This window comes from Mesorhizobium sp. 131-3-5 (assembly GCF_016756575.1).
Taxonomy (GTDB): Bacteria; Pseudomonadota; Alphaproteobacteria; order Rhizobiales; family Rhizobiaceae; genus Mesorhizobium; species Mesorhizobium jarvisii.
In genome coordinates, this window is record NZ_AP023254.1 from 2,070,011 (window position 1) to 2,093,525 (window position 23,515).

Sequence of the window (23,515 nt, forward strand, 5' to 3'; positions counted from 1 at the left end):
CTTCTGGCACAAGCCGCTTGCATTCTCCTGCACATTGCAAGCAATCCACTGAGCGGCTACTGCCATCACCGAAGGTGAGCCGGGTAAGCAATGAAGCTGGTCAGCTACAACATCCAGTACGGGTTCGGCAGCGACGGCCGCTACGATCTTTCGCGCGCGGCGCGCATCGTCGACGGCGCCGACATCATTGCCTTGCAGGAGGTCGAGCGGCACTGGCAGCGCAGCCATTTCGACGACCAGCCGGAGCTGCTGTCGCGCCTGCTGCCGGACTATCACTGGGTCTACGGCCCGGCCTTCGACATGGACGCCAGCGAGCGACGGGATGGTCGCCTGGTCAATCGGCGCCGGCAGTTCGGCACCATGGTTCTGTCGAAACTGCCGATCGTCTGGTCGCGCCTGCATGTGCTGCCGATGCACCGGACGCTCAGGCCGCTCAACACACGCAACGCGGCGCTCGAATGCATGATCCGTACGCCGGTCGGCCCGGTGCGGGTACTGTCCTTGCATCTCGCCCATATCGCCGCCGAGGAGCGGCTGGAGCAGATCGACTATCTGCTGGCCGAGCACCGCCGTGCGCCGTCAGACAGCGGGCCGTGGAGCGGTATCGATGACGAGCCTTCGCGCAACTGGACCAGCGGCGAAGCCGAGCCGGAAAATCCGCTGGCGGCGATCTGGATGGGCGATTTCAACATGGAGCCGGGCAGCGCCGAATACCGCCGCATCGTCGGCAGCACGCCCTATCATCGGGGTGCTGCCTATCTCGACGGCTTCGTCGATGCCGCCGTCGTGGTGATCGAACCCGCTGATGACTTCCACACGCATGAGAAGATCATCGACGGCAGGCTGGCAAAGCGCCGGCTCGACCACTGTTTCGTCGGCGGGATGTTCGCGGGGCGGGTCCGCTCGGTCGCATCCGACATAGGCGAAGTGGCGTCCGACCATTTCCCGGTCCGAGTCGACATCGATCTCGAAACGCCGCTCGGCTTGGGAGGTCGATAGACCCGAATGACGCTTTTCGTCTTCTTCGCGGTGCTTGCCGCAGCCGCCATGCACGCGATCTGGAACGCGCTGGTCAAGGTGCATCTCGACCGCTTCCTGTCGATCACGCTGATGACATTGGGCATGGGGTTTGCCGCGCTGTTCGTGCTCCCTTTCGTCGAATTCCCGAAGGCCGAGGTCTGGCCATTCATTCTCGCTTCGGTGGTCTTCCACATGGGCTACCGAACCTTCCTGATCGGCGCCTACAAGGCCGGCGATTTCGCCCAGACCTATCCTCTGGCGCGCGGCACGGCACCGCTGCTGGCAGCACTTGGTGGCATCGTGGTGGTGCAGGAGGTGCCGGCACCGTTTGCCATTCTCGGCATCCTGCTTTTGTCGGCCGGCACGCTGGTGATGTCGTTTCGCGGCGGCGCGCATCTGGAGAAGCTCAACCTGCGCGCCGTCGGTTTTGCACTCGGCACGTCGATCTTCATTGCCAGCTACACACTGTCGGACGGCAGCGGCGCGCGGCTGGCGGCGACGGCGCAAAGCTACGCGGCCTGGCTGTTCGTCTGCGACGCGACATGGGCGCTGGTGCTGTGCCTCATCTTCCGCGGGCCGCAGTCACTGCCCGTGCTGGCGCGCGACTGGAAGGCCGGGCTGTTCACCGGCGTGCTCAGCGGCGCGGCCTACTGGATCGTGATGTGGGCGATGACCAAGGCGCCGATCGCCTCGGTGGCATCGCTGCGCGAAACCTCGATCCTGTTCGCCATGCTGATCTCGGTCTATGCGCTTGGCGAGAAGATGACGGGCTGGCGCGGCGCTGCCGCGCTCAGCATCGTTGCCGGGGTTATCGCGCTGCGGCTGGGTTAGGCCGCACTCAACCCAGGACTGTCATCACCTGGCCGCGTCGTTCCGGGCTGAAGCGGATGACGACGATGATGCAGACGGCGACCACGCCGGCGAAAAGCGCCAGCGCATAGCCGTAGCTGCCTCCGGCCGCCTCCGCTATGCCCGCCTGATACGGTCCGCCATAGGATGCGGCAAGGTTGCCGGCCTGATAGATGAAGCCGGGCAAGGTCGCGCGGACCGCACCCGGCGACAGTTCGTTGAGATGAACCGGGATGACGCCCCAGGCGCCCTGGACGGCCACCTGCATGACGAAAGCGCCGATGGCCAGCATGAAGGGCGTGGTGCTGTAGGCCCATAGCGGGATCGACGGCAGGGCGATCAGGCAGGCAAGTGTGATGGCGTTGACGCGGCCGATCCTCTCCGACAGCGCGCCGAAGGCCAGGCCGCCGACGATGGCGCCGATATTGGCGACGATGGTGATCCAGCTCACCGTGTGAGGATCGAAGCCATGCTGCTTCTTCAGGAAGGTCGGGTTGAGGTCCTGCGTGCCATGGCTGAAGAAATTGAAGAACATCATCAGCACGACGGCATAGAGCGCGACGCCCCAGTGCTTCTGCAGCGTTTCCAGGAGACCCGGTCTGACCGATTTCCGCGCCTCGACGAAGGCCGGCGATTCCGGCACGTGCGAGCGGATGAAGAGCACGATCAGCGCCGGCACGAAGGAGAGCAGGAACATGGCGCGCCAGCCGATCGTGTAGCCGCCGATCGTCTGCTGGTAGAGCAGGCCGTAGACCACCGCCGCTAGGAGGTAGCCTGCGGGATAGCCGCATTGCAGGATGCCCGATACGAAGCCGCGCGCGCTGGGCGGGATGGATTCCATGGCGAGCGAACTGCCAAGCCCCCATTCGCCGCCCATGGCTATGCCGAACAAAGCGCGCAGGGCGAGGAAAATGCCGAGATTGGGCGAGAAGGCGGCAAGCGCGCCGATCACCGAATAGCTGACGATGTTGAGCATGAGGATGGGCTTGCGCCCATATTTGTCGGCGAGCATGCCAAAGAAAAACGCGCCGATGAAGCGCGTTGCCAAGGTCAGGAACAGTGCCTTTGAGACTGCCGGGACATCGGTGTGGAATTCACTCGCAATATCGGTGAGCAGGAATGTCAGAAGGAAGAAATCAAAAGCATCGAGCGTCCAGCCCAGGAATGATGCCAGAACGGTTTTCTTCTGCTCGACGGTGAGATTCAAGGCGTCCTCCTTTGGTGCCCCCAAAGGAACGATATGTCGCCCCGCTCGCAAAAGAGAACAGCGATCAGCCGGCTTTCGAAGAACCGGCGGTCACTTTTTCGTAAGGTCGAGGTCGAAGACCATCAATCCGTCCGTGCCGCCCTCGAGTGCGGCGACCAGCCGGGCGCCGGCGCGCTGATGAGCTTCATGGACGAGATAGGCGTCGCGGGCGGCGGCATCGCGGAAATCGATGGTGAAGCCATGGCCGAAGCCGCGCGCGAAAGGCTCGGGACTGACATTGGCACTGAAGTGGACGGTGTCCATGCCGTCGATCACCTTTCGAAGCGCCTCGAGGTCGGCATGGATCGCCGCGCGCTCGCTTTCGGGGACATCGCCGCGAAACCGGGCGAACACACAGTGCCTGATCATTCTTTCATCCCCTTCAAGCGGCCCGGTTGCCGGAAAACACCGCCGGCGGCAGCGGTTCACGGCCGAGGATCAGGTCGGCACCCTTTTCACCGACCATGATGGTCGGTGCATTGGTGTTGGAGGAGGGCACGCGCGGCATCACCGAGGCGTCGCAGACGCGCAAGCCTTCGATGCCGCGCAGCCGCAAATCCGGCGTCACGACGGCCATCTCGTCATGGCCCATGCGGCAGGTGCCGACAGGATGGTGATCGGTCTTTGCGCTGCGGCAGGCGTAGTCGAACAGTTCGTCGTCGGTCGCCAGCGACGGGCCGGGCAGCACTTCGCGCAGCACGTAAGGGGCAAGGGCCTTCTGCCGCATGATTTCGCGCGCCAGCCGCAACCCCTTGATCGACATGGCGCGATCGTAGGGATCGGACCAGTAGTTGGGATCGATTAGCGGGTGGTCGGCCGGGTCGGCGCTCTTCAGCCGCACCGTGCCGCGCGAGCGCGGCCGCAGGAAGGCCGAGTTCAAGGTGACGCCCGGATTGTTCAGCTTCTCGACGCCGGCCTCGATGCCGGAGCCCAGGCCGAGATGGAACTGGATGTCCGGCGAGGCGGCGGTCGGGTCGGCGTACCAGAAGCCTCCGGTCTCGAACAGGCTGGAGGCCACCGGCCCCTTCTTCAAAAGCAGATATTGCAGGCCGGCCCAGGCCGTGCGGTGCAGCTTGGCGTAGTTGTCATAGGTGTGGTCGCCTGTGCATTCGGCGATGACGAACAGATCGAGATGGTCCTGCATGTTGGAGCCGACGCCGGGCAGGTCATGCACGGGTGTGACGCCCACCGATTTCAGGTGGTCGGCCGGACCGATGCCCGATTGCATCAAAAGCTTCGGCGAGCCGATGGCGCCGGACGAGACGATCACCTCGCGCCCGGCGCGCAGGATATTCTTCTCGCCGCCCGGCCGGTCAACGACTTCAACGCCGACGGCGCGGCCTTTCTCGACGAGGATGCGGGTCACCAGCACATCGGTTCTGACCGTCAGGTTCTTGCGCGGGCGGATCGGCTTGAGATAGGCCACCGAGGCCGAGGAGCGGCGGGCGTCCTTCTGGGTGAGCTGGTAATAGCCGACGCCTTCCTGGTTGGCGCCGTTGAAGTCCGGGTTGAAGGGGATGCCCATCTCCTGGCCGGCACGGAAATAGGCTTCGCAGATCGGTAGCGGCGAGATCGGGTTCGACACGCCGAGCGGCCCCTGGTCGCCGTGAAAATCGTTGGCGAAACGCTGGTTGTTCTCGGCGCGCTTGAAATAGGGCAGCACGTCGCGATAGCCCCAGCCGGCGAGACCCTCTTCCTTCTCCCAGGCGTCGTAGTCGCGGGCATTGCCGCGCGTGTAGATCTGGGCGTTGATGGAGGAGCCGCCGCCGACCACCTTGGCCTGCGTGTACCAGAAGACGCGGTCCTTCATGTTTTTCTGCGGCACGGTGGACCAGCCCCAGGACGCAATGCCCTTGGTCATCTTGGCGAAGCCCGCCGGCATATGGATGTAGGGATGCCAGTCCTTGCCGCCGGCTTCCAGCAGCAGCACGGAATTCAAGGGATCCTCGCTCAGCCGGTTGGCCAGAACACAGCCGGCCGGGCCGGCGCCCACGATGATGTAGTCGGTCATGTCGTTTCCACCTATAGCCGCGGCACGGAGAGCGCGCCGTCGACATTGATGATCGAGCCGGTCGAAAAGCCGAGCCTGCCAGCGGCAAGCGTCGCCACCACCGCGCCTATGTCTGACGCTTCGCCCCAGCGTTTGGCCGGCACCAGCCCGCTGTCGATCAAGGCATCGTATTTGGCGGTCACGCCTGCCGTCATGTCGGTGCGGATGATGCCCGGACGCAACTCGAACACACCGATGTTCTCGGGCGCGAGCCTGAGCGCCAGGTTCTTCACCCACATGGAAAGCCCGGCCTTCGATATGCAGTATTCGGAGCGCTCCGGCGAAGCCATCTCGGCACTGACCGAGGTGACGGTGATGATCGATCTTGTGTGGCCGCCGGGTGTGGCCAGCATTGCCTTGGCGACGGCCTGGCTGAGGAAGACCGTGCCGCGCAGGTTGATGCCCAGCGTGCGGTCGAAATTTTCGGGCTTCAGTTCCAGCAGATCGCCGCGCACCACGGCGCCGACGCCGGCATTGTTGACGAGGCAGTCGATGCGGCCGAAGACGCGCATCGCGGCATCGATCAACACGGCGTGGCTGTCGAGGTTGGCGACGTCACAACTGACATAGGCGAGTTTTGCGCCGCGCGCCGAGATGTCTGCGTCGAGCCCGTAAGGCGCCTGTTCGGCAAGGTCGGCAACCAGGATGTCAAAGCCGGCATCGGCTAAAGCCTCGGCGCAGGCCAGCCCAATGCCGCGCGCGCCGCCGGTGACGATGGCCGCGGGGCGGGTCATGCGGCAAGCTCCACCTTGCGGATATGGTCAGCCACCCGCAACGCCTGAGCGGCGATCGACAGCGCGGGATTCACCGCAGCCGAGTTCGGCAAAAAACTGCCGTCGACCACGAACAGGTTCCGGTGGTCGAACGACCGGCAGAACGGGTCGAGCGGCGATGTCGCCGGATCGTCGCCCATCTTCACCGTGCCGCATTGGTGCGATGGCGTGCGCTTGTCGAAGGGACGTGACAGCACGATGGGGTAGCCGCAGGCGCGGAAGTTTTCGCGCATCACCTTGGTCAGGCCGTCGAGCGACTGCATGTTGGAGCGCCGCCACTGCATGACGATGTCCTTGCCGTCGACCATGATACGGCTTTCGGGATCGGGCAGGTCCTCGCACATCAGGTACCAGTCGACGGCGTGGCCGGCCATGTAATCGAGCGCGAATTTGGGCATCGTCTTCACATTGGCCTTGAGCATGTTGCCGTCGATCTTGCCGAGCAGTTGGACATTGCCGAGCGGTTTGCCGCCCTTGCCGTCCGACAGATAATAGTCGTTCAGCATCAGTGTCTTCTGGTAGACGGCATCGTTCCTGCGGCGCGGATCGATGGCCAGCATGGCGCTGGAATTGTGGTTCATGAAATTGCGGCCGACCTGGTCGGAGCGGTTGGCGAGGCCCTTGCCATCGGGTGAGGGCGAGCGCAGGAGGATGACGGCGGAATTGACCGCGCCTGCGGACAGGATGACCAGCTTCGGCGACACTTTCTTCGCCTCGCCGTTCTGGCGGTAGTGGATCGCGACGATGCTTTTGCCATCGGGTGCCGCCTCGAGATACTCGACGTAGCAGCCGGTCTCGAGCCGGATGTTGCTATCCCTAAGCGCCGCCGCCAGCGGCGCCGTCTGGGCGTCCATCTTGCCTTGGCCGGTGTTGGGAAACGCATCCCAGCCGGTTTTACCTTCCTTCAGCCAGGTGTCGATGTCGACGCCAAGCGGCAGCGAGGCTGGGTGCAGCCCGAGGCCTTTGAGTTCGGCGCGGGCGCGGGCAATCGACGCTTCGTCGGGTACAGGTTTGAAGGGGTAGGGAATCGAGTGGAACGGTTCGGTCGGGTCCTCGCCTAGCGCGCCGCGCACGCGAAACAGCTGCTCCGCCTTGGAATACCAGGGCTCGAACTCATCATAGGAAAACGGCCAGGCGGGCGAGACGCCGCCGAAATGCTCCATGGCCGAAAAATCTTGCCTGCGGTAGCGGATCAGCACCGCGCCGTAGAATTTCGAATTGCCGCCGACATAGTAGTAGTTGCCGGGATTGAAGGCGGCACCGCCGGCTTCGCGCCACATCTCCTTCGGCCGGTAGTGGCCGTCGACGAAGATCGAGCGGGTGTCGCGGGCATGCGGGGTTGCCGGCAAGGGCTCGCCACGCTCCAGCATCAGGATCGAGGCGCCGCCGCCGGCCAGGCCGGAGGCGATCGTGGCGCCGCCAATGCCGGAGCCGATGATGACGATGTCCGGATTTGCCATGGCCGTCAGCGGATGCGGTTCTCGGTCGCCGGATCGAAGAACACCGCCTTGGTCAGGTTGAAGGCGAGCGGCGTGCTGGTGCCAGGCTGGATGTTGGCGTCGGCACGCAGCCGCGCCACCACGCCCTTGCCGCCGAGATTGGTGACGGCGAAGGTGTCGGAACCTGCCGGCTCGACGACCTCGATATGCAGGTCGGCGGTGGCGATGTTCGAGGCGTTGCGTTCGGCGCCCTCCGGATCGGTCAGCGCTTCCGGCCGCACGCCGAAAATGATCGGCTTGCCCTGGAATGCCGAGAGACCCGCCGGCGCATTGGCCATCGGCAGCGTGATCGGCTCGCGCGCCTCGCGCTGCAGCACGACAGACAGCGCATTGCCCGATGTGGCGATGGTCGCCGGGATCAGGTTCATGGCCGGCGAGCCCATGAAGTCGGCGACGAACAGGTTGGTGGGGTTGTTGTAGATCTCGGCCGGGGTGCCGAACTGCTGCACCTCGCCGTCGCGCATGACGGCGATCTTGGTCGCCAGCGTCATCGCCTCGATCTGGTCGTGGGTGACGTAAACGATGGTGGTGCCGGTCGTGGCGTGCAGGCGCTTGATCTCGATGCGCATGTCGACGCGCAGCTTGGCGTCGAGGTTGGACAAAGGCTCGTCGAACAGGAAGAGTTTGGGGTCGCGCACCAGCGCCCGGCCCATGGCGACGCGCTGGCGCTGGCCGCCCGAAAGCTGGCTAGGCTTGCGCTGCAGGAGATGGCCGATCTGCAGGACCTTGGCCACCTTGTCGATCGCCTTCTGGCGCTCGTCGGCCGGCACACCGCGCATTTCCATGCCGAAGGAGATGTTCCCGGCCACCGTCATGTTGGGGTACAGCGCGTAGCTCTGGAACACCATGGCGATGTCGCGCTTCGAAGGGTGCAGATCGTTGATGGCGCGGCCGTCGACGCGAATCTCGCCCTCGGTGATCTGCTCCAGTCCGGCGATGGTGTTGAGCAGGGTGGACTTGCCGCAGCCGGACGGACCGACCAGCACCAGGAAGCCGCCCTTTTCGAGTTCGACATCGATGCCCTTCAGGATCTCAACATTCCCGAAGCGCTTCTTCAGCCCATCAATTTCCAGAAAAGCCATGGTCGTTCCTTCTGAATTGGTCAGCCTTTGACCGCGCCCGCCATCAGCCCGCGCACGAAATAGCGGCCGGCGACGACATAGACGATCAGGGTGGGCAGAGCCGCGATCATCGCGGCCGCCATATTGACGTTGTATTCGACGACGCCGGTCGAGGTGTTGACGACATTGTTCAGCGCCACCGTCATCGGCATCGCGTCGCCGGTGCCGGCATAGGCCGAAGCGAACAGGAAGTCGTTCCAGATGTTGGTGAACTGGTAGATCACCGTGACGACGAAGATCGGCATAGAGTTCGGCAGCATGATGCGGCGGAAGATCTGGGAGAAGGAGGCGCCGTCGACCTGTGCCGCCTTGATCAATTCGGTGGGGAAGGCCTCGTAATAGTTGCGGAAGAACAGTGTGGTGAAGCCGATGCCGTAGACGACGTGGACGAAGACGAGATTGACCGTCGAATTGCCGAGGCCGAAGCTGGTTCCGACCGAGTTCTGCAAGGTCACCCCGAAGCGGCCGACGCTGCCAAGGATCGTCGCCATCGGCAGCAGCACCGACTGGAACGGAATGAAGCAGGCGAACAGCATCAGCCCGAACACCAGCGTCGCGCCGCGAAAGCGCCATTTGGTCAGCACGTAGCCGTTGAGGGCGCCGAGCATGGTCGAGATCAGCACGGCCGGAACCACCATCTTGATGGAGTTCCAGAAATAGCCCTTGATGCCGGCGCAGGTGAGGCCGACGCAGGTCTCGCCCCAGGCCTTCAGCCACGGGTCGAAGGTCGGCGCCTTGGGCAGCGCCAGCATGTTGCCGTTCTGGATCTCGTCCATGGTCTTGAACGAGGTGACCAGCATGACGAACAGCGGCATCAGGTAGAACAGCGCGAAGAGCGCCAGAAGCCCGTAGATGACGATACGGTTGACGAGCTTGGTGTTGATGCCGCCGGAGGCCTGGCGGGCAGGGGTGGCGACAGCGCTCATCGCGGCTTCTCCCTGAGTTCCGAATAGAGATAGGGCACGATGATGGCGACGATGGTCATCAGCATGATCACCGCACTGGCCGATCCGACAGCCATCTCGTTGCGCTTGAAGGTGTATTCGTACATGAAATTCGAAGGCAGCCAGGCCGAGCCGCCGGGGCCGCCGGAGGTCAGCGCCACGACAAGGTCGTATGACTTGATGGCGAGGTGGGCGAGCACGATGAAGGCCGACAGGAAGATTGGCCGCAGCAGCGGGATGACGATGCGGCGGTAGAGCTGGAAGGTTGTGGCGCCGTCGATCTGCGCTGCCTTCATGATCTCGCCGTCAATGCCGCGCAGGCCGGCCAGGAACATCGCCATGATGAAGCCGGAGGCCTGCCAGACGCCGGCGATGACCACGGTGTAGATGACGAAATCCTTGTTCTTGATCCAGTCGAAATGAAAGCTCGTCCAGCCCCATTGATGCAGCGTCTGCTCGAGGCCGAGACCGGGATCGAGGAACCATTTCCAGGCGACGCCGGTGACGATGAAGGACAGCGCCATCGGATAGAGGTAGATCGGCCGCAGCACGCCTTCGCCGCGGATCTTCTGGTCGAGCAGGATGGCCAGGAACAGGCCGAGCGCCAGGCAGATCAGGATGTAGAGAAAGCCGAAAATACCCATATTGGTTATCGACGTGTACCAGCTCGATGGCGGGTCGGTGTCGAAGGTCCAGCCCCACAGCCGCTGATAGGCGCGCGAACCTGTGATGACGTAGGACGGGAAGGTCTTGGAATTGGTGAAGGACAGATAGATCGTCCACAGGATGAAGCCGTAGACGAAGACGATGGTGATGGCGAAGCTTGGCGCCAGAACGATCTTCGGCAAGGCGTCCTGCAGGCGCGAGCGCACAGAGGTGCGTGACCGCTCCGGCGTCAGCTTGATCTGGCTTGTTGCTACTGTGCTCATGAGCTCCTCCCGTTTCGGGTCGTCCGTGCTGCGCCGTCAGGCGGCAAGGCGGCCCCGTGTATACGGGTCTTGGGTCGGCATGGTGTCGAGCCGGCCAATCCTGAGATAAAACCTTCCCCGCCGAGGCGGGGAAGGTGATTTCGAGCGTTGCGCTTACTTGGCGTCGTCGATCGCCTTGACCAGTTCGGTCACGGCCTCGTCCGAGGTCTTGATCTGACCATGGACGAACTTCGAGACCACGTCCTTGTAGGCATTGGCGACAGCCGGCGGGGCGCCATAGCCCTGGGCCAGCGAGCCGAACAGCGTGCCGCCTTCATTGGCCTTCTTCAGGTCGGCGATGCCCTTCTTGCCGCAAGCGTCGAAGTCGGTGTCCGGAACGTCGGTACGGGCCGGAACCGAACCCTTGACGACGTTGAAGGCCGACTGGAAGCTCTTCGACAGAGTGGCGGTGGCCAATGCGACCTGGGCGGCCTTACGATCGTCCGGAACGTTGAACATGCCGAACATGTCGGAGTTGTAGATCACGGAGCCGTCGGTGCCCGGGAAGCGATAGCACAGGAAGTCGGTGCCCGGGGTCTTCTTAGCGGCGTGGAATTCACCCTTGGCCCAGTCGCCCATGACCTGCACCAGGGCATCGCCCTTGATGACCATGGCGGTGGCAAGGTTCCAGTCGCGGCCCGAGAAGTTCGGGTCGACATAGGTGACGAGCTTGGCGAGGTTGTCGAACGACTTCTTCATCGTGTCGGACTTGAGCGAAGCGTCGTCGAGGTCGTTGAAGGCCTTCTTGTAGAACTCGGGTCCGCCGGTCGACAGCACGACCGAATCGAACATGGTGGCTTCCTGCCAGTTCTGGCCGCCGAGAGCGAGCGGGATCACACCCGCGGCCTTGGCCTTGTCGAGCAGGGCGACGAAGTCGTCGAAGGTCTTCGGCTCTGTGCCGCCGATCTTGTCCATGACGACCTTGTTGATCCACAGCCAGTTGACCGAGTGGACGTTGACCGGAGCCGCGACCCACTTGCCGTCATAGACCGAGAATTTCTGCAGGGCCGCCGGAACCGACTTGTCCCAGCCTTCCTTCTTCGCCGTCTCGGTCAGGTCGCCCATGACGCCGGCCGCGGCATAATCGAGCACGGTGTAGCCGAGCATCTGCGAGGCGGTCGGATAGTTGCCGGCCGCGACCATCGCCTTCAGCGCGGTCATGGCAGCATCACCGCCGCCGCCGGCGACAGGAACGTCCTTCCAGGCATAGCCTTCCTTGGCCAGGTCGCCCTTCAGCACGTTGAGGGCAGCCGCTTCGCCGCCCGACGTCCACCAATGCAGCATCTGCACTTCCTTGACGTCCGCGGCGTGCGCCGAGAAGGCAAAGCTCGTCGCAAGAGCCGTTCCGATAAGCAGTTTGCGCAACATGTACTTCCTCCCTTGTTGCATTACACGACCGGTGGAAGCCCACCGGGTTCTTCCCAACTCAGCCGACCCACCATCCGGTGCGCTGGCCGCGATGAAACTGGATTGTCTTTTCCTCGGTATAGTCCTCGACGGCGCGTTTGCCGAGTTCGCGTCCGAGACCGGACTGCTTGTAGCCCCCGAAAGGCAGCTCGGGATAACCTTCCATGAATGTGTTCACCCAAACCGTCCCCGAACGCACCCCACGCGCCACCGACATGCAAGTGTCGATGCTGGCGCTCCACACGCCTGCAGACAGACCATAGGGCGTGTTGTTGGCGATGTGCAACGCCTTTTCAATCGATTCAAAAGTGAGCACGGAGAGCACCGGCCCGAACACTTCCTCACGCGCAATGGCCATGTCCTCTGTGACGCCACGCATGATGGTCGGGTCGAGATATTGGCCGGCACTAGAGGCCAGCTGCTTGCCGCCCCTGAAGACATTGCTGCCTTTGCCTGCCGCTGCCGTAACGTAATCCGTCACCTTGGCCAGATGGTCGGACGAGATCATTGCGCCGACCTTGGTTTGCTCGTCGAGCGGGTCGCCGACTTTCACCTTGGCTGTGAGCGCCTTGACGGCATTGAGAAAATCGTCGGCGATCGCCTCGTGCACGATCAGCCGGCTGCCGGCATTGCAGCATTCGCCGGCATTGAAGAAGCCACCGAACACGGCCGCGTCGGCGGCGGCCTCGAGGTCGGCATCGGGAAAGACGATCTGGCCGTTCTTGCCGCCAAGCTCCATCGAGACCTTCTTCAGCGACTGCGCGGCGGACGCCATGGTCATCTTGCCGACGCGGGTCGAGCCGGTGAACGACACCATCTCGACCAGGGGATGGCTGACCAGCGGTGCGCCGACATCGGCGCCCAGACCGGCGAGGATGCTGACGACGCCGGCGGGCAGGCCGGCTTCGAGCAGGATGTCGCCCAGCACGAAGGTCGAGGCCGAGGTCATTTCGCTGGGCTTGACCACCGCCGTGCAGCCGGCGGCGAGCGCGAAAGGCAGTTTCTGGCTGACGATGAGGAACGGGAAATTCCACGGCGTGATGATCGACACGACGCCGATCGGCTCGCGCACGACCACGCCCAGCATGGCGTCGCCGAGATTGGCGTAGCTCTCGCCATGCAGCGTGCGGGCGAGCGAGGCGGCATAGCGCCAGATGTCGACGGCGCCGCCGATCTCACCGCGCGCCTGGGCAATCGGCTTGCCGGATTCCAGCGCGTCGAGCCGGGCGATGTCTTCCAGCCGTGCCTCGATCAGGTCGGCCGCCTTGAAGAGGATCGCGGCGCGCTCGCCGGCCTTCATGCGTGGCCACGGCCCGGTCTCGAACGCCTTGTGCGCGGCCTGCACGGCCGCTTCCACCTCGGCTTGGCCGGCTTGCGCATAGCGCGAAACGGTGAAGCCGTGGCCGGGGCTCTTGCGTTCCAGCGTGCGGCCGTCGCGAGCATCGACGTGCTTGCCGTCGATCAGCAGCCGATAATTTTTCGGCGCGGTTGAGGCCTCGGCGGGCATGGCGATGTTGAGGGGTGCGTTCATCAGGACTGTTTTCTCTAGCTTCTTGAAAATGCTGGCTTCTGCTTGGCCTTGAAGGCGTCGACGCCGGCCTTGAGGTCGCCGGTGAGCGCGATAAAGCCGCTGGCCAGCGCTTCGGTGGCGGCCGCACTTTCCTCGCCCTCGGCCACCGCGATCATCAGCTTGGCCGCTTCCGTCGCCAGCGGGCCACGTTCGGCGATCTTTTCCCCCCAGCTCTTGGCTTCGTCGAATGCCTTGCCGGTTTCGGTCACCCGATCCACCACGCCAAGGGCCAGCGCTTCGGGAGCGAGGAGTATCTCACCACCCAAGGCCATGCGCCGCACCGTCTGCGCGCCGAAGCGGCGCACGGCGCGCTGCGTTCCGGACCAGCCGGGGACGACGCCGATCAAGGTTTCGGGGAAGCCCAATTTCACATGCGCCTCGGCGACCCGGAAATCGCAGGCGACCGCCAGTTCCAGCCCGCCGCCCAGCGCATGACCGGACAGCACGGCGATCGTCGGTTGCCGCAGCCGCGCCAGCCGGTCGAACACGCGGTGACCATAGCGCACCCATTGCACCTGGAAATCGGCGGCGCTCATCGCACCCCAGGCCTCGACATCGCCGCCGGCGCAAAAGCCCTTGCCTTCGCCGCGCAAGAGCACGACGCGCACGCCTTCGGCCATCTCTGCCTCGTCGAGCGCGGCTTCCAGCGCCCTCAGCATCGGAATGTCCAGCGCGTTGAACTTTTCCGGGCGGCGCAGCGTGACGATGCCGATGGCGCCGTCCCTTTCGAATATGACGAGGCGCTCAGCCATGCGCGTCTCCGAGCGAGGCGCCGCCATTCAGCGACAGGCCGATCGGCCGATCCTGGTAGAGTGCCGCCGGCGTTACCTTGAGGTCGTTGGCGACACCGAGCGGCATCTCGGCCTGCGCCAGGACATCGCGCTCGAGGTCGATGCCCGGCGCCAGCTCGGTGACCATCAGGCCGTCGGGCGTCAGCTTCATCACGCAGCGCTCTGTAACATAGGTGATGTCCTGGCCTTGGGCGACGGCGCGCTTGCCGGAAAACGAGATGTGCTCGACCTCGTTGACCACCTTCTTGACCTTGCCCTCCTGGTCGATGTGGATGCCGCCATCGGCCAGCGAAAGCTTGGCGCCGGCATTGAAGAAGCCGGAGAAGACGATCTTCTTCGCCCGCGCGGTGATGTCGACAAAGCCGCCGGCGCCGGCGGTGACATGCGGCCGCGCCGACAGTTTCGACACGTTGACCGAGCCGTGGCGGTCGATTTGCAGGAAGGACAGCAGCGAGGCGTCGAAACCACCGGCCTGGAAATAGATAAACTGGTGCGGTGAGGGCATGATCGCCTCGGCGTTGGAGGCGCAGCCGAACTTGAAGTCGAGCAGCGGCACGCCGCCGACCGCGCCCTGCTCGATCACCCAGGTGACCTTGCCGTGCTGGCCCTCTTCCAGAAGGATGCGCGGCACGTTGGCCGAGATGCCGAAGCCGATGTTGACGGCCATGCCGTCGCGCAATTCCATGGCGACGCGGCGCGCGATCACCTTCTGCACGTTCATCTCGGCGTTGCGGAAGGTCGACAGCGGCCGGAAGATCTCGCCCGAAATCGCCGGGTCGTAAGGCGTCAGCGTCGTCTGCAACTGGTCGGGCGCGACAACGATATGGTCGACCAGCACGCCGGGCACGCGCACATCATGCGGCTTTAGCGTGCCGTTCTCGACGACGCGCTTGACCTGTGCGATCACGACGCCGCCATTGTTGCGGGCCGCAAGCGCCTGTTCGAGGCCGCCGAGATAGGCGCCTTCATGTTCATAGGTGAGGTTGCCGCGCTCGTCCGCCGTGGTGGCGCGGATGATCGAAATGTTGGGCACGATCGAGCGGAAATAGAGCCATTCCTCGCCGTCAAACTGCTGTACCGAGACGATCGGCTCGCTGGCCGCCGCGTTCATGGCGCAGCCCTGATGGCGCGGGTCGGCGAAGGTGTCGAGACCGACCTTGGTCAGCACGCCCGGCCGTTTGGCGGCGGCCTCGCGATGCATGTCGAACAGGATGCCGGACGGCACGTTGTAGGCGGCGACCGAATTGTCGCCGATCATCTTCCAGATCTGCGGCGGCTCGGCGGAGGAGGGGCCGGACGGGTAGGAACCGCACAGCGTGCGCTTCAACAGGCCGGGCTTGGCCAGATGATCGATGCCCTTGATGCCGTACATGTCGCCGGCGGCGATCGGGTGCAGCGTGGTGATGTTCTTGGGATGACCTTCGCTATCGAAGCGCTCGCCGATGGCGGCCAGCACCGCGTCCGGACAGCCGAGCCCGCTCGACGACGACACGGATACCGTCATGCCATCCTTGATCAGGCTGGCTGCCTGCGCTGCGGAAACGACCTTGCTCACTTCATGCTCCCGAGTTTCGGGTCGATCTTGACGGCCTTGCCGGAGCTGGCCGATTGCAATGCCGCCTCGGCTGCAGTGAGCGACCAGACGCCGTCCTCGCCGGTGGCGGCAGGCTGGCCTTTGTCGAGGATCGCGGCATGCAACTGACGCACCGATCTGACGTAGAGGTCCTCGCGATCGAAGCTCAATTGCTCCTCACCCTTGGCGGTGCGCAGCAGCACCGAGCCGTCGGGCTTCTGGGTCATCACATCGCTGGCGATCAGCGAGCCTTCCGAACCATGCACCTCGAAGCCGGTGCCGGCGAATTTGGTGGTGAAGCCTTCATGCGACTGGGCGATGAGGCCCGACTTGAAGCGCCAGATGCACATGGCGCCGTCTTCCAGTCCGCCGCCGGCCATGCCGGCCGATTGCGTGAAGGCCGAGACCTCGACCGGATCGTCGCCGAGCACGAAGCGCAGCGTGTCGGCATCGTGCACGGTGATGTCGAGCACCACGCCGCCGCCGGCTTCCGGCTTGGTGATGCGCCAGCCCTGCAGGGTCTCCGGCAGATAGAGGGAATGGAAGACGCGTGCGGCGATCGGCTTGCCGATGCGCCCCGATGCGATGGCCTCACGCATGGCGCGATGCGCGCCGGCGTTGCGCAGATGATGGTTGGTGCCGAGCACGATGCCGGCCGCCCTGGCTGCCGCCACCATTTTTCGGGCGTCGGCGCTGGTCAGCGCCAGCGGCTTCTCGCACAGCACATGCTTGCCCGCCTTGATGGCGGCTAGCGCCTGGTCGAGATGCAGCTCGTTGGTGGTCGAGATGTAGACCGCGTCGATGTCGGACTTCAGCAAGGCATCCAAGGTCGACACGGCGGATGGAATGCCGTTTTCCCTGGCATAGGCCGTGGCGCGTTCCGGATTGGAACTCATCACCGCCGCGATCTCGCCACCCTCTTGCGCGCGGATGGCGTTGATCATGAACTGCCTGGCGATCGTGCTGGCGCCGATCAACCCCCATTTGACACTCACGCGGCGCCTCCCGTTCCCGTCGGCCTGTTTCGCGTGCGGAGATCCGGACCGCAGCTTTCCCTGACCACGAGATTGACCGCGCCGATATGGTCTTCGGCCCGCGTGGTGCGCGACTGGATCAGCTTGAGCATGACGTGAGCGGCGCGCTCGCCGAGGCCGGCTGTGTCCACCGCGACGCTGGTCAGCGCCGGCATGTAGTGTTCGGCCTCGACCACGTCGTCGAAGCCGACGACGGCGAAATCCGGTCCCGGCTCAAGCCGGCGCTTGCGCAACGCCAGCATCACGCCAAAGGCGACGGCGTCGTTGAAGCAGAGAGCCGCGGTCGGCGGTTCAGCCATCGTGAGAGCGGTATCCAGGCAGGCGAGGCCGCCTCTGCGGTTGGTTTCGCCCTCGACGACCAGCACGTCGCGGGCGGAGATGCCCAGCGTCTCGCAGGCCTCGCGAAAGCCGCCCAGCCGTTCCTGATAAACCACCAGATCCGAGGTGCCGCCGAAGAAGGCGAGCCGGCGATGTCCTTTGGCGATCAGATGAGCCGCGGCAAGATAGGCGCCGCGATGATTGTCGGGCGCGATCACAGGGATGCGGCTTTCGGGCAGGCGGCGCATGGCGAAGACCACCGGCACGCCCGCCAATTCCAGCCGCCGGAAAGCGCCTGGCGTGGTGCCGCGCGCCGGTGACACGATGAGCCCGGCGACGCCTTGTTCCATCAGCGACTTCAGCACCTCTTCCTGGCGCACCGGATTCTCCGCCGTATTGGCGATGAATGGCACGATGCCGGCCGACTGGAAGACGCGTTCCATGCCGACGGCCAGTTCGGCGAAGAATGGGTTGGTGAGGTCGTTGATGACCATGCCGATGACGTTGGAATGGGCCTTGCGCAGATTGGCGGCGCCGCGGTTGTAGACATAGCCTACATCCTCGATCGCCTTGCGCACCTTGACCGCGGTTTCAGGCCGGATCAGCCCGCTGCCCTGGAGCACGAGCGATACCGTCGATTTGGACACGCCCGCCTCGCGGGCAATGTCGAATATCGTGGCCTTGGCCCGGCTGGCCATCTCGATGCGTCCTCCCAGTTTCCCAATCGAATTTATTGGAACGTTCTAATCACTGGTTCAATCTTGAGTCAATCGCGAATTTTTCTCAGCCGCAAAAACTGATTGTTCGTACTCAAATGGCCCAGCAGGAAAGGCTTCGTGTGCTGCAGCGCAGCATTTGCCGCCAACTTCGCCCCGAATCTTAAAGGTTCTTGATTTATTGGAACGTTCCATTTAATAGGCGCTGCAAAGGGAGAGGTCGATGGATATTGTCTTGCCTGCCGAAGGTGGACGCAACGCCCGCTACGCGCTTGTTGGACAGCCGGTGCAGCCGGCGATCGGCGCACGGTTTTCACGCGTCGCCTATGCCGCGGCGCATGTCGTTGCCGATCCCCTCGAAATGACCGATCCATGGTCGCGGCCCGCGGTCGACTGGGACAGGACGATGGCGTTCCGCCATCATTTGTGGCGGCTCGGCTTCCGCATTGCCGAGGCGATGGACACCTCGCAGCGCGGCATGGGTTTCGACTGGGCCAATGCGAAGGAATTGATCCGCCGCTCGATCGCCGAGGCGCGCACCGTCGAAGGCGCCGATCTTGCCTCGGGTGCGGGAACCGATCATCTGGCGCCGGCCGCTGCCGGGACGCTCGACGATGTGATCGCGGCCTATGACGAGCAGTTCGCCTTCATCGAAGGGCAGGGCGGCAAGGCGATCATGATGGCCAGCCGCGCATTGGCGGCTGTCGCGAAGGCTCCGGACGATTATGCGCGCGTCTATGACCGCATCTTGAGCCAGGCCTCCGGCAAGGTCATCCTGCACTGGCTGGGTGACATGTTCGACCCTGCCTTGAAGGGCTATTGGGGCAGCCGCGATTTCGAGACCGCGCTCGATACGGTGGTCGCCATCATCGAACGCCACGCAGACAAGGTCGAGGGCATAAAGATATCGCTTCTCGATGCCGGCAAGGAAGTCGCGCTGCGTAACCGGTTGCCGGACGGCGTCGTGATGTTCACCGGCGACGACTTCAACTACCCCGAACTGATCGCCGGCGACGGCAACAGGCATTCGCACGCGCTGCTTGGCATTTTCGACGCCATCGCGCCGGTCGCCAACGCCGCCCTGGCAAGGCTCGCCGTCGGCGACCGCGCCGGCTATGACGCGCTGATGGCGCCGACGGTGCCGCTATCGCGAAAAATCTTCGAGGCGCCGACCGAATATTACAAGGCCGGCATCGTCTTCATGGCCTGGTTGAACGGCCACCAGGACCATTTCACCATGGTCGGGGGCATGCAGTCGGCGCGCGGCATCCGCCACTACGCCGAAATCTTTCGCCTTGCCGACCAGGCAGGCCTGCTGGCCGATCCTGACCTTGCCGTATCACGGATGAAGAACCTGTGTGTCGTCGCAGGCATCTAAGCCGAACGAGACGTTTTCGATCACCATCGAGCGAAGGCAGAGCTACGTGGCGCTGCGGGGGAGCCGCAGTTGCGTGCATGATACCGAAAGTCTGAGATTGGATGGTGGGCGTGACAGGGATTGAACCTGTGACCCCTGCAATGTCAATGCAGTGCTCTCCCGCTGAGCTACACGCCCATCCGAAGCCGCGCATACACCATTTTTGGTCGGGCGCGTCAATAGCGAGAAAAAGGAAAGAAGGCGTCGTCTCGCCGCACCGGCAAACAGATGCCGATGCCTCGGTTGAAGGCGGCTCAGGCCGCCTGCAGCATCTTCTCGACCTCGTTGACGAGATCGCGCAGGTGGAAGGGCTTCGACAGCACCTTGGCGTCTTTCGGCGCCTTGGAATCCGGGTTCAGCGCAACGGCGGCGAAACCGGTGATGAACATGACCTTGAGGTCGGGATCGATCTCGGTGGCGCGACGCGCCAGTTCGATGCCGTCCATCTCCGGCATGACGATGTCGGTCAACAGCAGCGAGAACGGCTCCTCGCGCAGCCGCTCATAGGCGCTGGCGCCATTGTCGAAATCGCTGACCTGGTAGCCGGCGCGTTCCAGCGCCTTGACGAGGAAACGACGCATATCGTCGTCGTCTTCCGCCAGAAGAATGCGTGCCATGATATCCCGTCCGAATCACCCGCCCGAGACTGCCGCCCAGGCAGCCCGTTAACCATCCTGTATATGAGGCGGTGACGGTAAACATCAAGTGAATGCTGCGAAGCATTATCCGCATTCGGCGGGGCGATGCGGATGGCGAAATGCTGGACATGCGGCCAGCAAGGTGGCACTTTCATATCATGATGCATCGGTGTTTTCGGGTTCGTGCAAATTGAAGACGGCAGCCGAGGATTTTTCGGTCGTTCAACCCTTCGAAATCCGATCGGGCGTCGAACAGCGCGTCCCCTTCCTGTTCAACTCACCACATAGCGGCCGCTACTATCCGGAACGCTTCCTCGCCATGGCGAGGCTCGACCGCAACGCCATCCGCCGCTCGGAAGATTGCTACGTCGATGAATTGTTCGGCGGCGCCGTGGCGCTTGGCGCGCCGATGCTGGCGGCGAATTTCCCGCGCGCCTATCTCGACGTCAATCGCGAGCCTTGGGAACTCGACCCGCGCATGTTCGCCGAGCCGGTGCCGTCCTTCTGCAACATCCGCTCGGCGCGGGTGGCCGGCGGACTTGGCACGGTGCCGAAGCTGGTGGGCGAGGGGCTCGACATCTATTCCGGTCGCCTGCCGCTCGCCGAAGCCGTCGCCCGCATCGAGGCCGTTTACAAGCCCTATCATGAAACGCTGAAGCGGCTTTTGACCAGGACCCATGCCCGTTTCGGCTTTGCCGTGCTGATCGACTGCCATTCGATGCCGGCAAGCATCCGTGTCGGCGACAGCGGTCTGCGGCCGGACTTCATCATCGGCGACCGTTTCGGCATCTCGGCCACCGCTGCCCTGACCGAGACGGCGATCGGCCTGTTGACCGCGATGGGCTATACCGTTGCCCACAACAAGCCCTATGCCGGCGGCTTCATCACGGAGCACTATGGCCGCCCGGCGCGTCATCTGCATGCGCTGCAGATCGAGGTCAATCGCGGGCTCTACATGAATGAACGGACGTTCGAGAAGACTGCCGGCTTCGACGCGCTGGCCGATGATCTGACGCGATTTTCAGCGGATCTCATGGCGATGCCCGACCATCACTTCATCGACCTGCCGCTGGCCGCGGAGTGAAATAGCCGGCCCGAGGCGCAGGCGTAAAAAAAGACCGCATCGTTTGCACGATACGGTCGAAGTCTAGGGAGGAAACGCCCAAGGAGGGCATGGACAGGAAACCCTGTCCGAGGTTGAGGGTATTGTGCGGTGCACAAATGTCAAGCGATCTTCAGGCTTTTTTAATTCAGAGTGATGTGGAAATTGCGTTTCGATGACGCAGATGTGACATTCGGGCAACAGATGTCGCCGCGAATAAATCGATAAACAGGCTTGTTTTGGCGGGAAAGTGTCGGCAGAGCCCGGTGAGGCACTCGGCAATGCGGGAGAATCAGTTGGACATCAGCATCGATTTCATGCGCCGCATCGCGCAGGCGGCAGCGGTCGAGACCTTGCCGCGCTTTCGCGCCCAGGGTGCCGTCGCCAACAAGGAAAAAGGCAGTTTTGACCCGGTCACGGAAGCCGACCGCGAGACCGAACGCGCCATCCGGGCGCTGATATCGGCGCAGTATCCCGACCATGGCATTCTCGGCGAGGAGCATGGCAGCGAAAACACCTCCAGCCGGCATGTCTGGGTGATCGATCCGATCGACGGCACGCGCGCCTTCATCTCCGGCCTGCCGGTGTGGGGGACGCTGGTCGGGCTGACCGTCGACGGCGACGCGGTCGCCGGCATGATGGCGCAGCCTTTCACCGGCGAGCTGTTCTACGCCAACGCCTCGGGCTCGCACTATGAGGGGCCGGGCGGTCCGCGCAAGCTTTCGACCCGCAAGACGACAAGGCTCGACGAGGCGACGCTGTTCACCACCACGCCGGCACTGTTCAAGGGCGAGGCGCGCACGCGCTATGACGCGTTCGAGAAACAGGTGCAGCTGGCCCGCTACGGCGCCGATTGCTATGCCTTCGCCATGATCGCCTCGGGGAGCGTCGACATCGTCGCCGATCCCGGCCTGAAACCCTACGACATCGTGGCGCTGATCCCGATCATCGAGAAGGCGGGCGGCGTCGTCACCACCTTCGATGGCGGACCGGCGGAAAAGGGCGGCGATGTGCTAGCGGCGGCGACGCCGGAGCTTCACGCGGCGGCCATGGCTGCCCTTCGCGGCTGATATCTCCGCGCTTTCTTTGAAGCCGTTGCTTCAGCGCGATCTGATCGAGCGCTGGAATTCCGCCGGTGTGCGTCCATAGGCCTGTCTGAACGACGCGCTGAAATGGCTGTGGCTGGAAAAGCCGAGGTCCATGCCCAAAGCGGTCAGATTGTCGTAGCGGCCAAGCAGGTCGAGCGCGCGCGCCAGCCGCAGGCGCAGATGATAGCGATAGAGCGGGATGGCCTCGACCTGCTGGAATATTTGCGTCAGATAGACCGGTGAGACTCCGACCTCGGCGGCAATCTCGGCCAGCGTCCAGCGCCGCGACAGATCCGACGCCAGCACCAGCTTGGCGCGGTCGACCAGCTTCTGCCGTCCGGGGCTGGCGCCCGCGACGTGCGAAGTGCGCTCGCCGAGTGAGCGCCGCACCAGCGTTAGCGCCAGCGTCTCGGCCTCCAGCGTTTCGGCGACATTGCGGCTCAGGCTGTGGCGCAACAGCGCCACCAAGGCCTGCGCGCGCGGATCGATGCGCCGGCGCTGGCGGCGAAACGCCAGGACGCCGCTGGCGCGCAACTGCTCCTGCGGCGCCAGTTCCCGCAAGTGGCCTTCCTCGATGACGAGGTCGAGGCAGGCGTCGCCGCCCTCAATTGGATGGCTGACCTGGTAGGTCTCGGCCTCATTGAAGAAAAGCAGCTGATTGACTTCCGCGACCGCATCATTGCGGCCGACATGACGCACAAAGATGCCGCGATAGGCAAACACCAGATGCGTCGCCGACGTGCACTCCTCATCGCTCCTGTGACGGCATTCGCCGCTGCAGACGACATCCCGCACCCTGACAGTGCCGGTGTCCAGAAGGAGCTGAACCTTGAATTGCGACATGGCCGTTGCGCTCATCCCTCGTGCCGGAAACTGATTCCGGCATTGCGATGGGCACTTTAGGCAAGCGGCCTGCCCAATCTTGTCAGGAGACTTTCTCGCTGGGGCTGCTCAATCCCATGAGCGGCGCCTGAACTCCGAATAGGCTTGGCCGCGTGACAGACCGATGTCCTTGAGCTGTTCGTCGGTCATTTCCAGCAAGGCAAGCCGGCTTCGGCGCTTCTCCATCTGGCGGGCGAGCCATCTCGCCGCCGCGATGCATTGGGCGTGCAAGGCGTGCAGGGTGGTTACGGTGTGGACTGGCGGCACCTGGGCCTGGCCAGCCAGGCGTTGTGCCGCTGCGTGATCGGTGCGCATGGCTCATTCCTCGCTCACGCCGGCCGCCGAGGCGCCGGCCTCGTTCAGCGCCGTCGCGCATTCCTCGCAGCAGACCTCGACGGTCTTGCCGCCGACCTTGACGCGGATCGGGTTGGCATCCAGCTGGCAATCGCAGGGGGCGCAGGTTTTCTCGGTCATGATCTCATCTCCATGGCGTTCAATTCGACGCATTG

General features: G+C 63.9%; 23 protein-coding genes and 1 tRNA gene. 5 read left to right on the forward strand and 19 right to left on the reverse strand.

Features of this window, described 5'->3' with window-relative positions; genetic code table 11:
- The first annotated feature begins 90 nt into the window (after positions 1 to 90).
- Together JG747_RS10110 and JG747_RS10115 are read left to right on the forward strand one after the other, a co-directional pair.
- Positions 91 to 999 carry an endonuclease/exonuclease/phosphatase family protein gene (locus JG747_RS10110; RefSeq protein ID WP_202361698.1) on the forward strand — a complete coding sequence of 303 codons (909 nt, stop codon included), beginning with the start codon at positions 91 to 93 and terminating at the stop codon, positions 997 to 999.
- 6 nt (positions 1,000 to 1,005) lie between these two features.
- Complete coding sequence (locus JG747_RS10115; RefSeq protein ID WP_019861084.1) at positions 1,006 to 1,851, forward strand: EamA family transporter; 846 nt, start codon at positions 1,006 to 1,008, stop codon at positions 1,849 to 1,851.
- 7 nt (positions 1,852 to 1,858) lie between these two features.
- Here JG747_RS10115 and JG747_RS10120 read toward each other — a convergent pair whose 3' ends face one another.
- The 14 genes from JG747_RS10120 to JG747_RS10185 all read right to left on the reverse strand — a co-directional run bounded on the left by JG747_RS10120 (position 1,859) and on the right by JG747_RS10185 (position 17,861).
- Entirely contained in the window at positions 1,859 to 3,076 is a 1,218-nt protein-coding gene (locus JG747_RS10120) for an MFS transporter (protein ID WP_202361699.1), read from the reverse strand.
- Between the two features lie 90 nt (positions 3,077 to 3,166).
- The gene (locus JG747_RS10125) at positions 3,167 to 3,484 is read right to left on the reverse strand and encodes a Dabb family protein (protein ID WP_038649472.1); all 318 of its coding nucleotides are present in this window, start codon (positions 3,482 to 3,484) and stop codon (positions 3,167 to 3,169) included.
- 13 nt (positions 3,485 to 3,497) lie between these two features.
- Entirely contained in the window at positions 3,498 to 5,126 is a 1,629-nt protein-coding gene (locus tag JG747_RS10130; protein WP_202361700.1) for a GMC family oxidoreductase, read from the reverse strand.
- An 11-nt stretch (positions 5,127 to 5,137) separates the two neighbouring features.
- Positions 5,138 to 5,899: a 3-ketoacyl-ACP reductase gene (locus JG747_RS10135; RefSeq protein WP_202361701.1), complete on the reverse strand. Its 762-nt coding sequence runs from the start codon at positions 5,897 to 5,899 to the stop codon at positions 5,138 to 5,140.
- Complete coding sequence (locus tag JG747_RS10140) at positions 5,896 to 7,398, reverse strand: GMC oxidoreductase (protein ID WP_202361702.1); 1,503 nt, start codon at positions 7,396 to 7,398, stop codon at positions 5,896 to 5,898. Before JG747_RS10140 ends, JG747_RS10135 begins: the two co-directional genes overlap by 4 nt.
- A 5-nt stretch (positions 7,399 to 7,403) precedes the next feature.
- A complete protein-coding gene (locus tag JG747_RS10145; protein WP_019861075.1) occupies positions 7,404 to 8,519 on the reverse strand; it encodes an ABC transporter ATP-binding protein in 1,116 nt (371 codons plus the stop codon).
- Between the two features lie 20 nt (positions 8,520 to 8,539).
- Positions 8,540 to 9,484: a carbohydrate ABC transporter permease gene (locus JG747_RS10150; RefSeq protein ID WP_202361703.1), complete on the reverse strand. Its 945-nt coding sequence runs from the start codon at positions 9,482 to 9,484 to the stop codon at positions 8,540 to 8,542.
- Complete coding sequence (locus tag JG747_RS10155; RefSeq protein ID WP_027047381.1) at positions 9,481 to 10,431, reverse strand: carbohydrate ABC transporter permease; 951 nt, start codon at positions 10,429 to 10,431, stop codon at positions 9,481 to 9,483. Before JG747_RS10155 ends, JG747_RS10150 begins: the two co-directional genes overlap by 4 nt.
- 153 nt (positions 10,432 to 10,584) lie before the next feature.
- Complete coding sequence (locus tag JG747_RS10160; RefSeq protein WP_202361704.1) at positions 10,585 to 11,838, reverse strand: ABC transporter substrate-binding protein; 1,254 nt, start codon at positions 11,836 to 11,838, stop codon at positions 10,585 to 10,587.
- A 58-nt stretch (positions 11,839 to 11,896) separates the two neighbouring features.
- On the reverse strand, positions 11,897 to 13,408 hold the full coding sequence (locus tag JG747_RS10165; protein WP_202361705.1) for an aldehyde dehydrogenase family protein: 1,512 nt from the start codon (positions 13,406 to 13,408) through the stop codon (positions 11,897 to 11,899).
- 14 nt (positions 13,409 to 13,422) lie between these two features.
- Entirely contained in the window at positions 13,423 to 14,199 is a 777-nt protein-coding gene (locus JG747_RS10170; protein WP_064981672.1) for an enoyl-CoA hydratase/isomerase family protein, read from the reverse strand.
- Positions 14,192 to 15,742 carry an acyl CoA:acetate/3-ketoacid CoA transferase gene (locus JG747_RS10175; protein ID WP_236952373.1) on the reverse strand — a complete coding sequence of 517 codons (1,551 nt, stop codon included), beginning with the start codon at positions 15,740 to 15,742 and terminating at the stop codon, positions 14,192 to 14,194. Before JG747_RS10175 ends, JG747_RS10170 begins: the two co-directional genes overlap by 8 nt.
- 47 nt (positions 15,743 to 15,789) lie before the next feature.
- Positions 15,790 to 16,755, reverse strand: coding sequence for a Gfo/Idh/MocA family protein (locus JG747_RS10180; protein WP_244748424.1), 966 nt, complete (start codon positions 16,753 to 16,755; stop codon positions 15,790 to 15,792).
- 47 nt (positions 16,756 to 16,802) lie between these two features.
- Positions 16,803 to 17,861, reverse strand: coding sequence for a LacI family DNA-binding transcriptional regulator (locus JG747_RS10185; RefSeq protein ID WP_019861068.1), 1,059 nt, complete (start codon positions 17,859 to 17,861; stop codon positions 16,803 to 16,805).
- 241 nt (positions 17,862 to 18,102) lie between these two features.
- On the opposite strand from JG747_RS10185, the gene JG747_RS10190 reads away from it, so the two are divergent.
- Positions 18,103 to 19,257 (forward strand): dihydrodipicolinate synthase family protein, encoded by a 1,155-nt coding sequence (locus tag JG747_RS10190; protein ID WP_019861067.1) that lies wholly within the window; start codon positions 18,103 to 18,105, stop codon positions 19,255 to 19,257.
- A gap of 102 nt (positions 19,258 to 19,359) precedes the next feature.
- On the opposite strand, the gene JG747_RS10195 is transcribed toward JG747_RS10190, so the two are convergent.
- Positions 19,360 to 19,434 (reverse strand) — tRNA-Val (locus JG747_RS10195).
- 116 nt (positions 19,435 to 19,550) lie between these two features.
- Positions 19,551 to 19,913 (reverse strand): cell cycle two-component system response regulator CpdR, encoded by a 363-nt coding sequence (gene cpdR, locus JG747_RS10200; protein WP_006199474.1) that lies wholly within the window; start codon positions 19,911 to 19,913, stop codon positions 19,551 to 19,553.
- Positions 19,914 to 20,076: 163 nt separating this feature from the next.
- Between cpdR and JG747_RS10205 the strand changes: the two genes are divergently transcribed.
- On the forward strand, positions 20,077 to 21,018 hold the full coding sequence (locus tag JG747_RS10205; RefSeq protein WP_027047377.1) for an N-formylglutamate amidohydrolase: 942 nt from the start codon (positions 20,077 to 20,079) through the stop codon (positions 21,016 to 21,018).
- Positions 21,019 to 21,332: 314 nt separating this feature from the next.
- On the forward strand, positions 21,333 to 22,106 hold the full coding sequence (hisN, locus tag JG747_RS10210; RefSeq protein ID WP_027047376.1) for a histidinol-phosphatase: 774 nt from the start codon (positions 21,333 to 21,335) through the stop codon (positions 22,104 to 22,106).
- A 30-nt stretch (positions 22,107 to 22,136) separates the two neighbouring features.
- On the opposite strand, the gene JG747_RS10215 is transcribed toward hisN, so the two are convergent.
- From JG747_RS10215 to JG747_RS10225, 3 genes are all read right to left on the reverse strand, one after another.
- Positions 22,137 to 22,967 carry a helix-turn-helix transcriptional regulator gene (locus JG747_RS10215; RefSeq protein WP_202362260.1) on the reverse strand — a complete coding sequence of 277 codons (831 nt, stop codon included), beginning with the start codon at positions 22,965 to 22,967 and terminating at the stop codon, positions 22,137 to 22,139.
- A gap of 108 nt (positions 22,968 to 23,075) precedes the next feature.
- On the reverse strand, positions 23,076 to 23,321 hold the full coding sequence (locus JG747_RS10220) for a DUF1127 domain-containing protein (RefSeq protein WP_019861063.1): 246 nt from the start codon (positions 23,319 to 23,321) through the stop codon (positions 23,076 to 23,078).
- 3 nt (positions 23,322 to 23,324) lie between these two features.
- Entirely contained in the window at positions 23,325 to 23,480 is a 156-nt protein-coding gene (locus tag JG747_RS10225) for a hypothetical protein (protein ID WP_202361707.1), read from the reverse strand.
- Positions 23,481 to 23,515 lie beyond the last annotated feature (35 nt).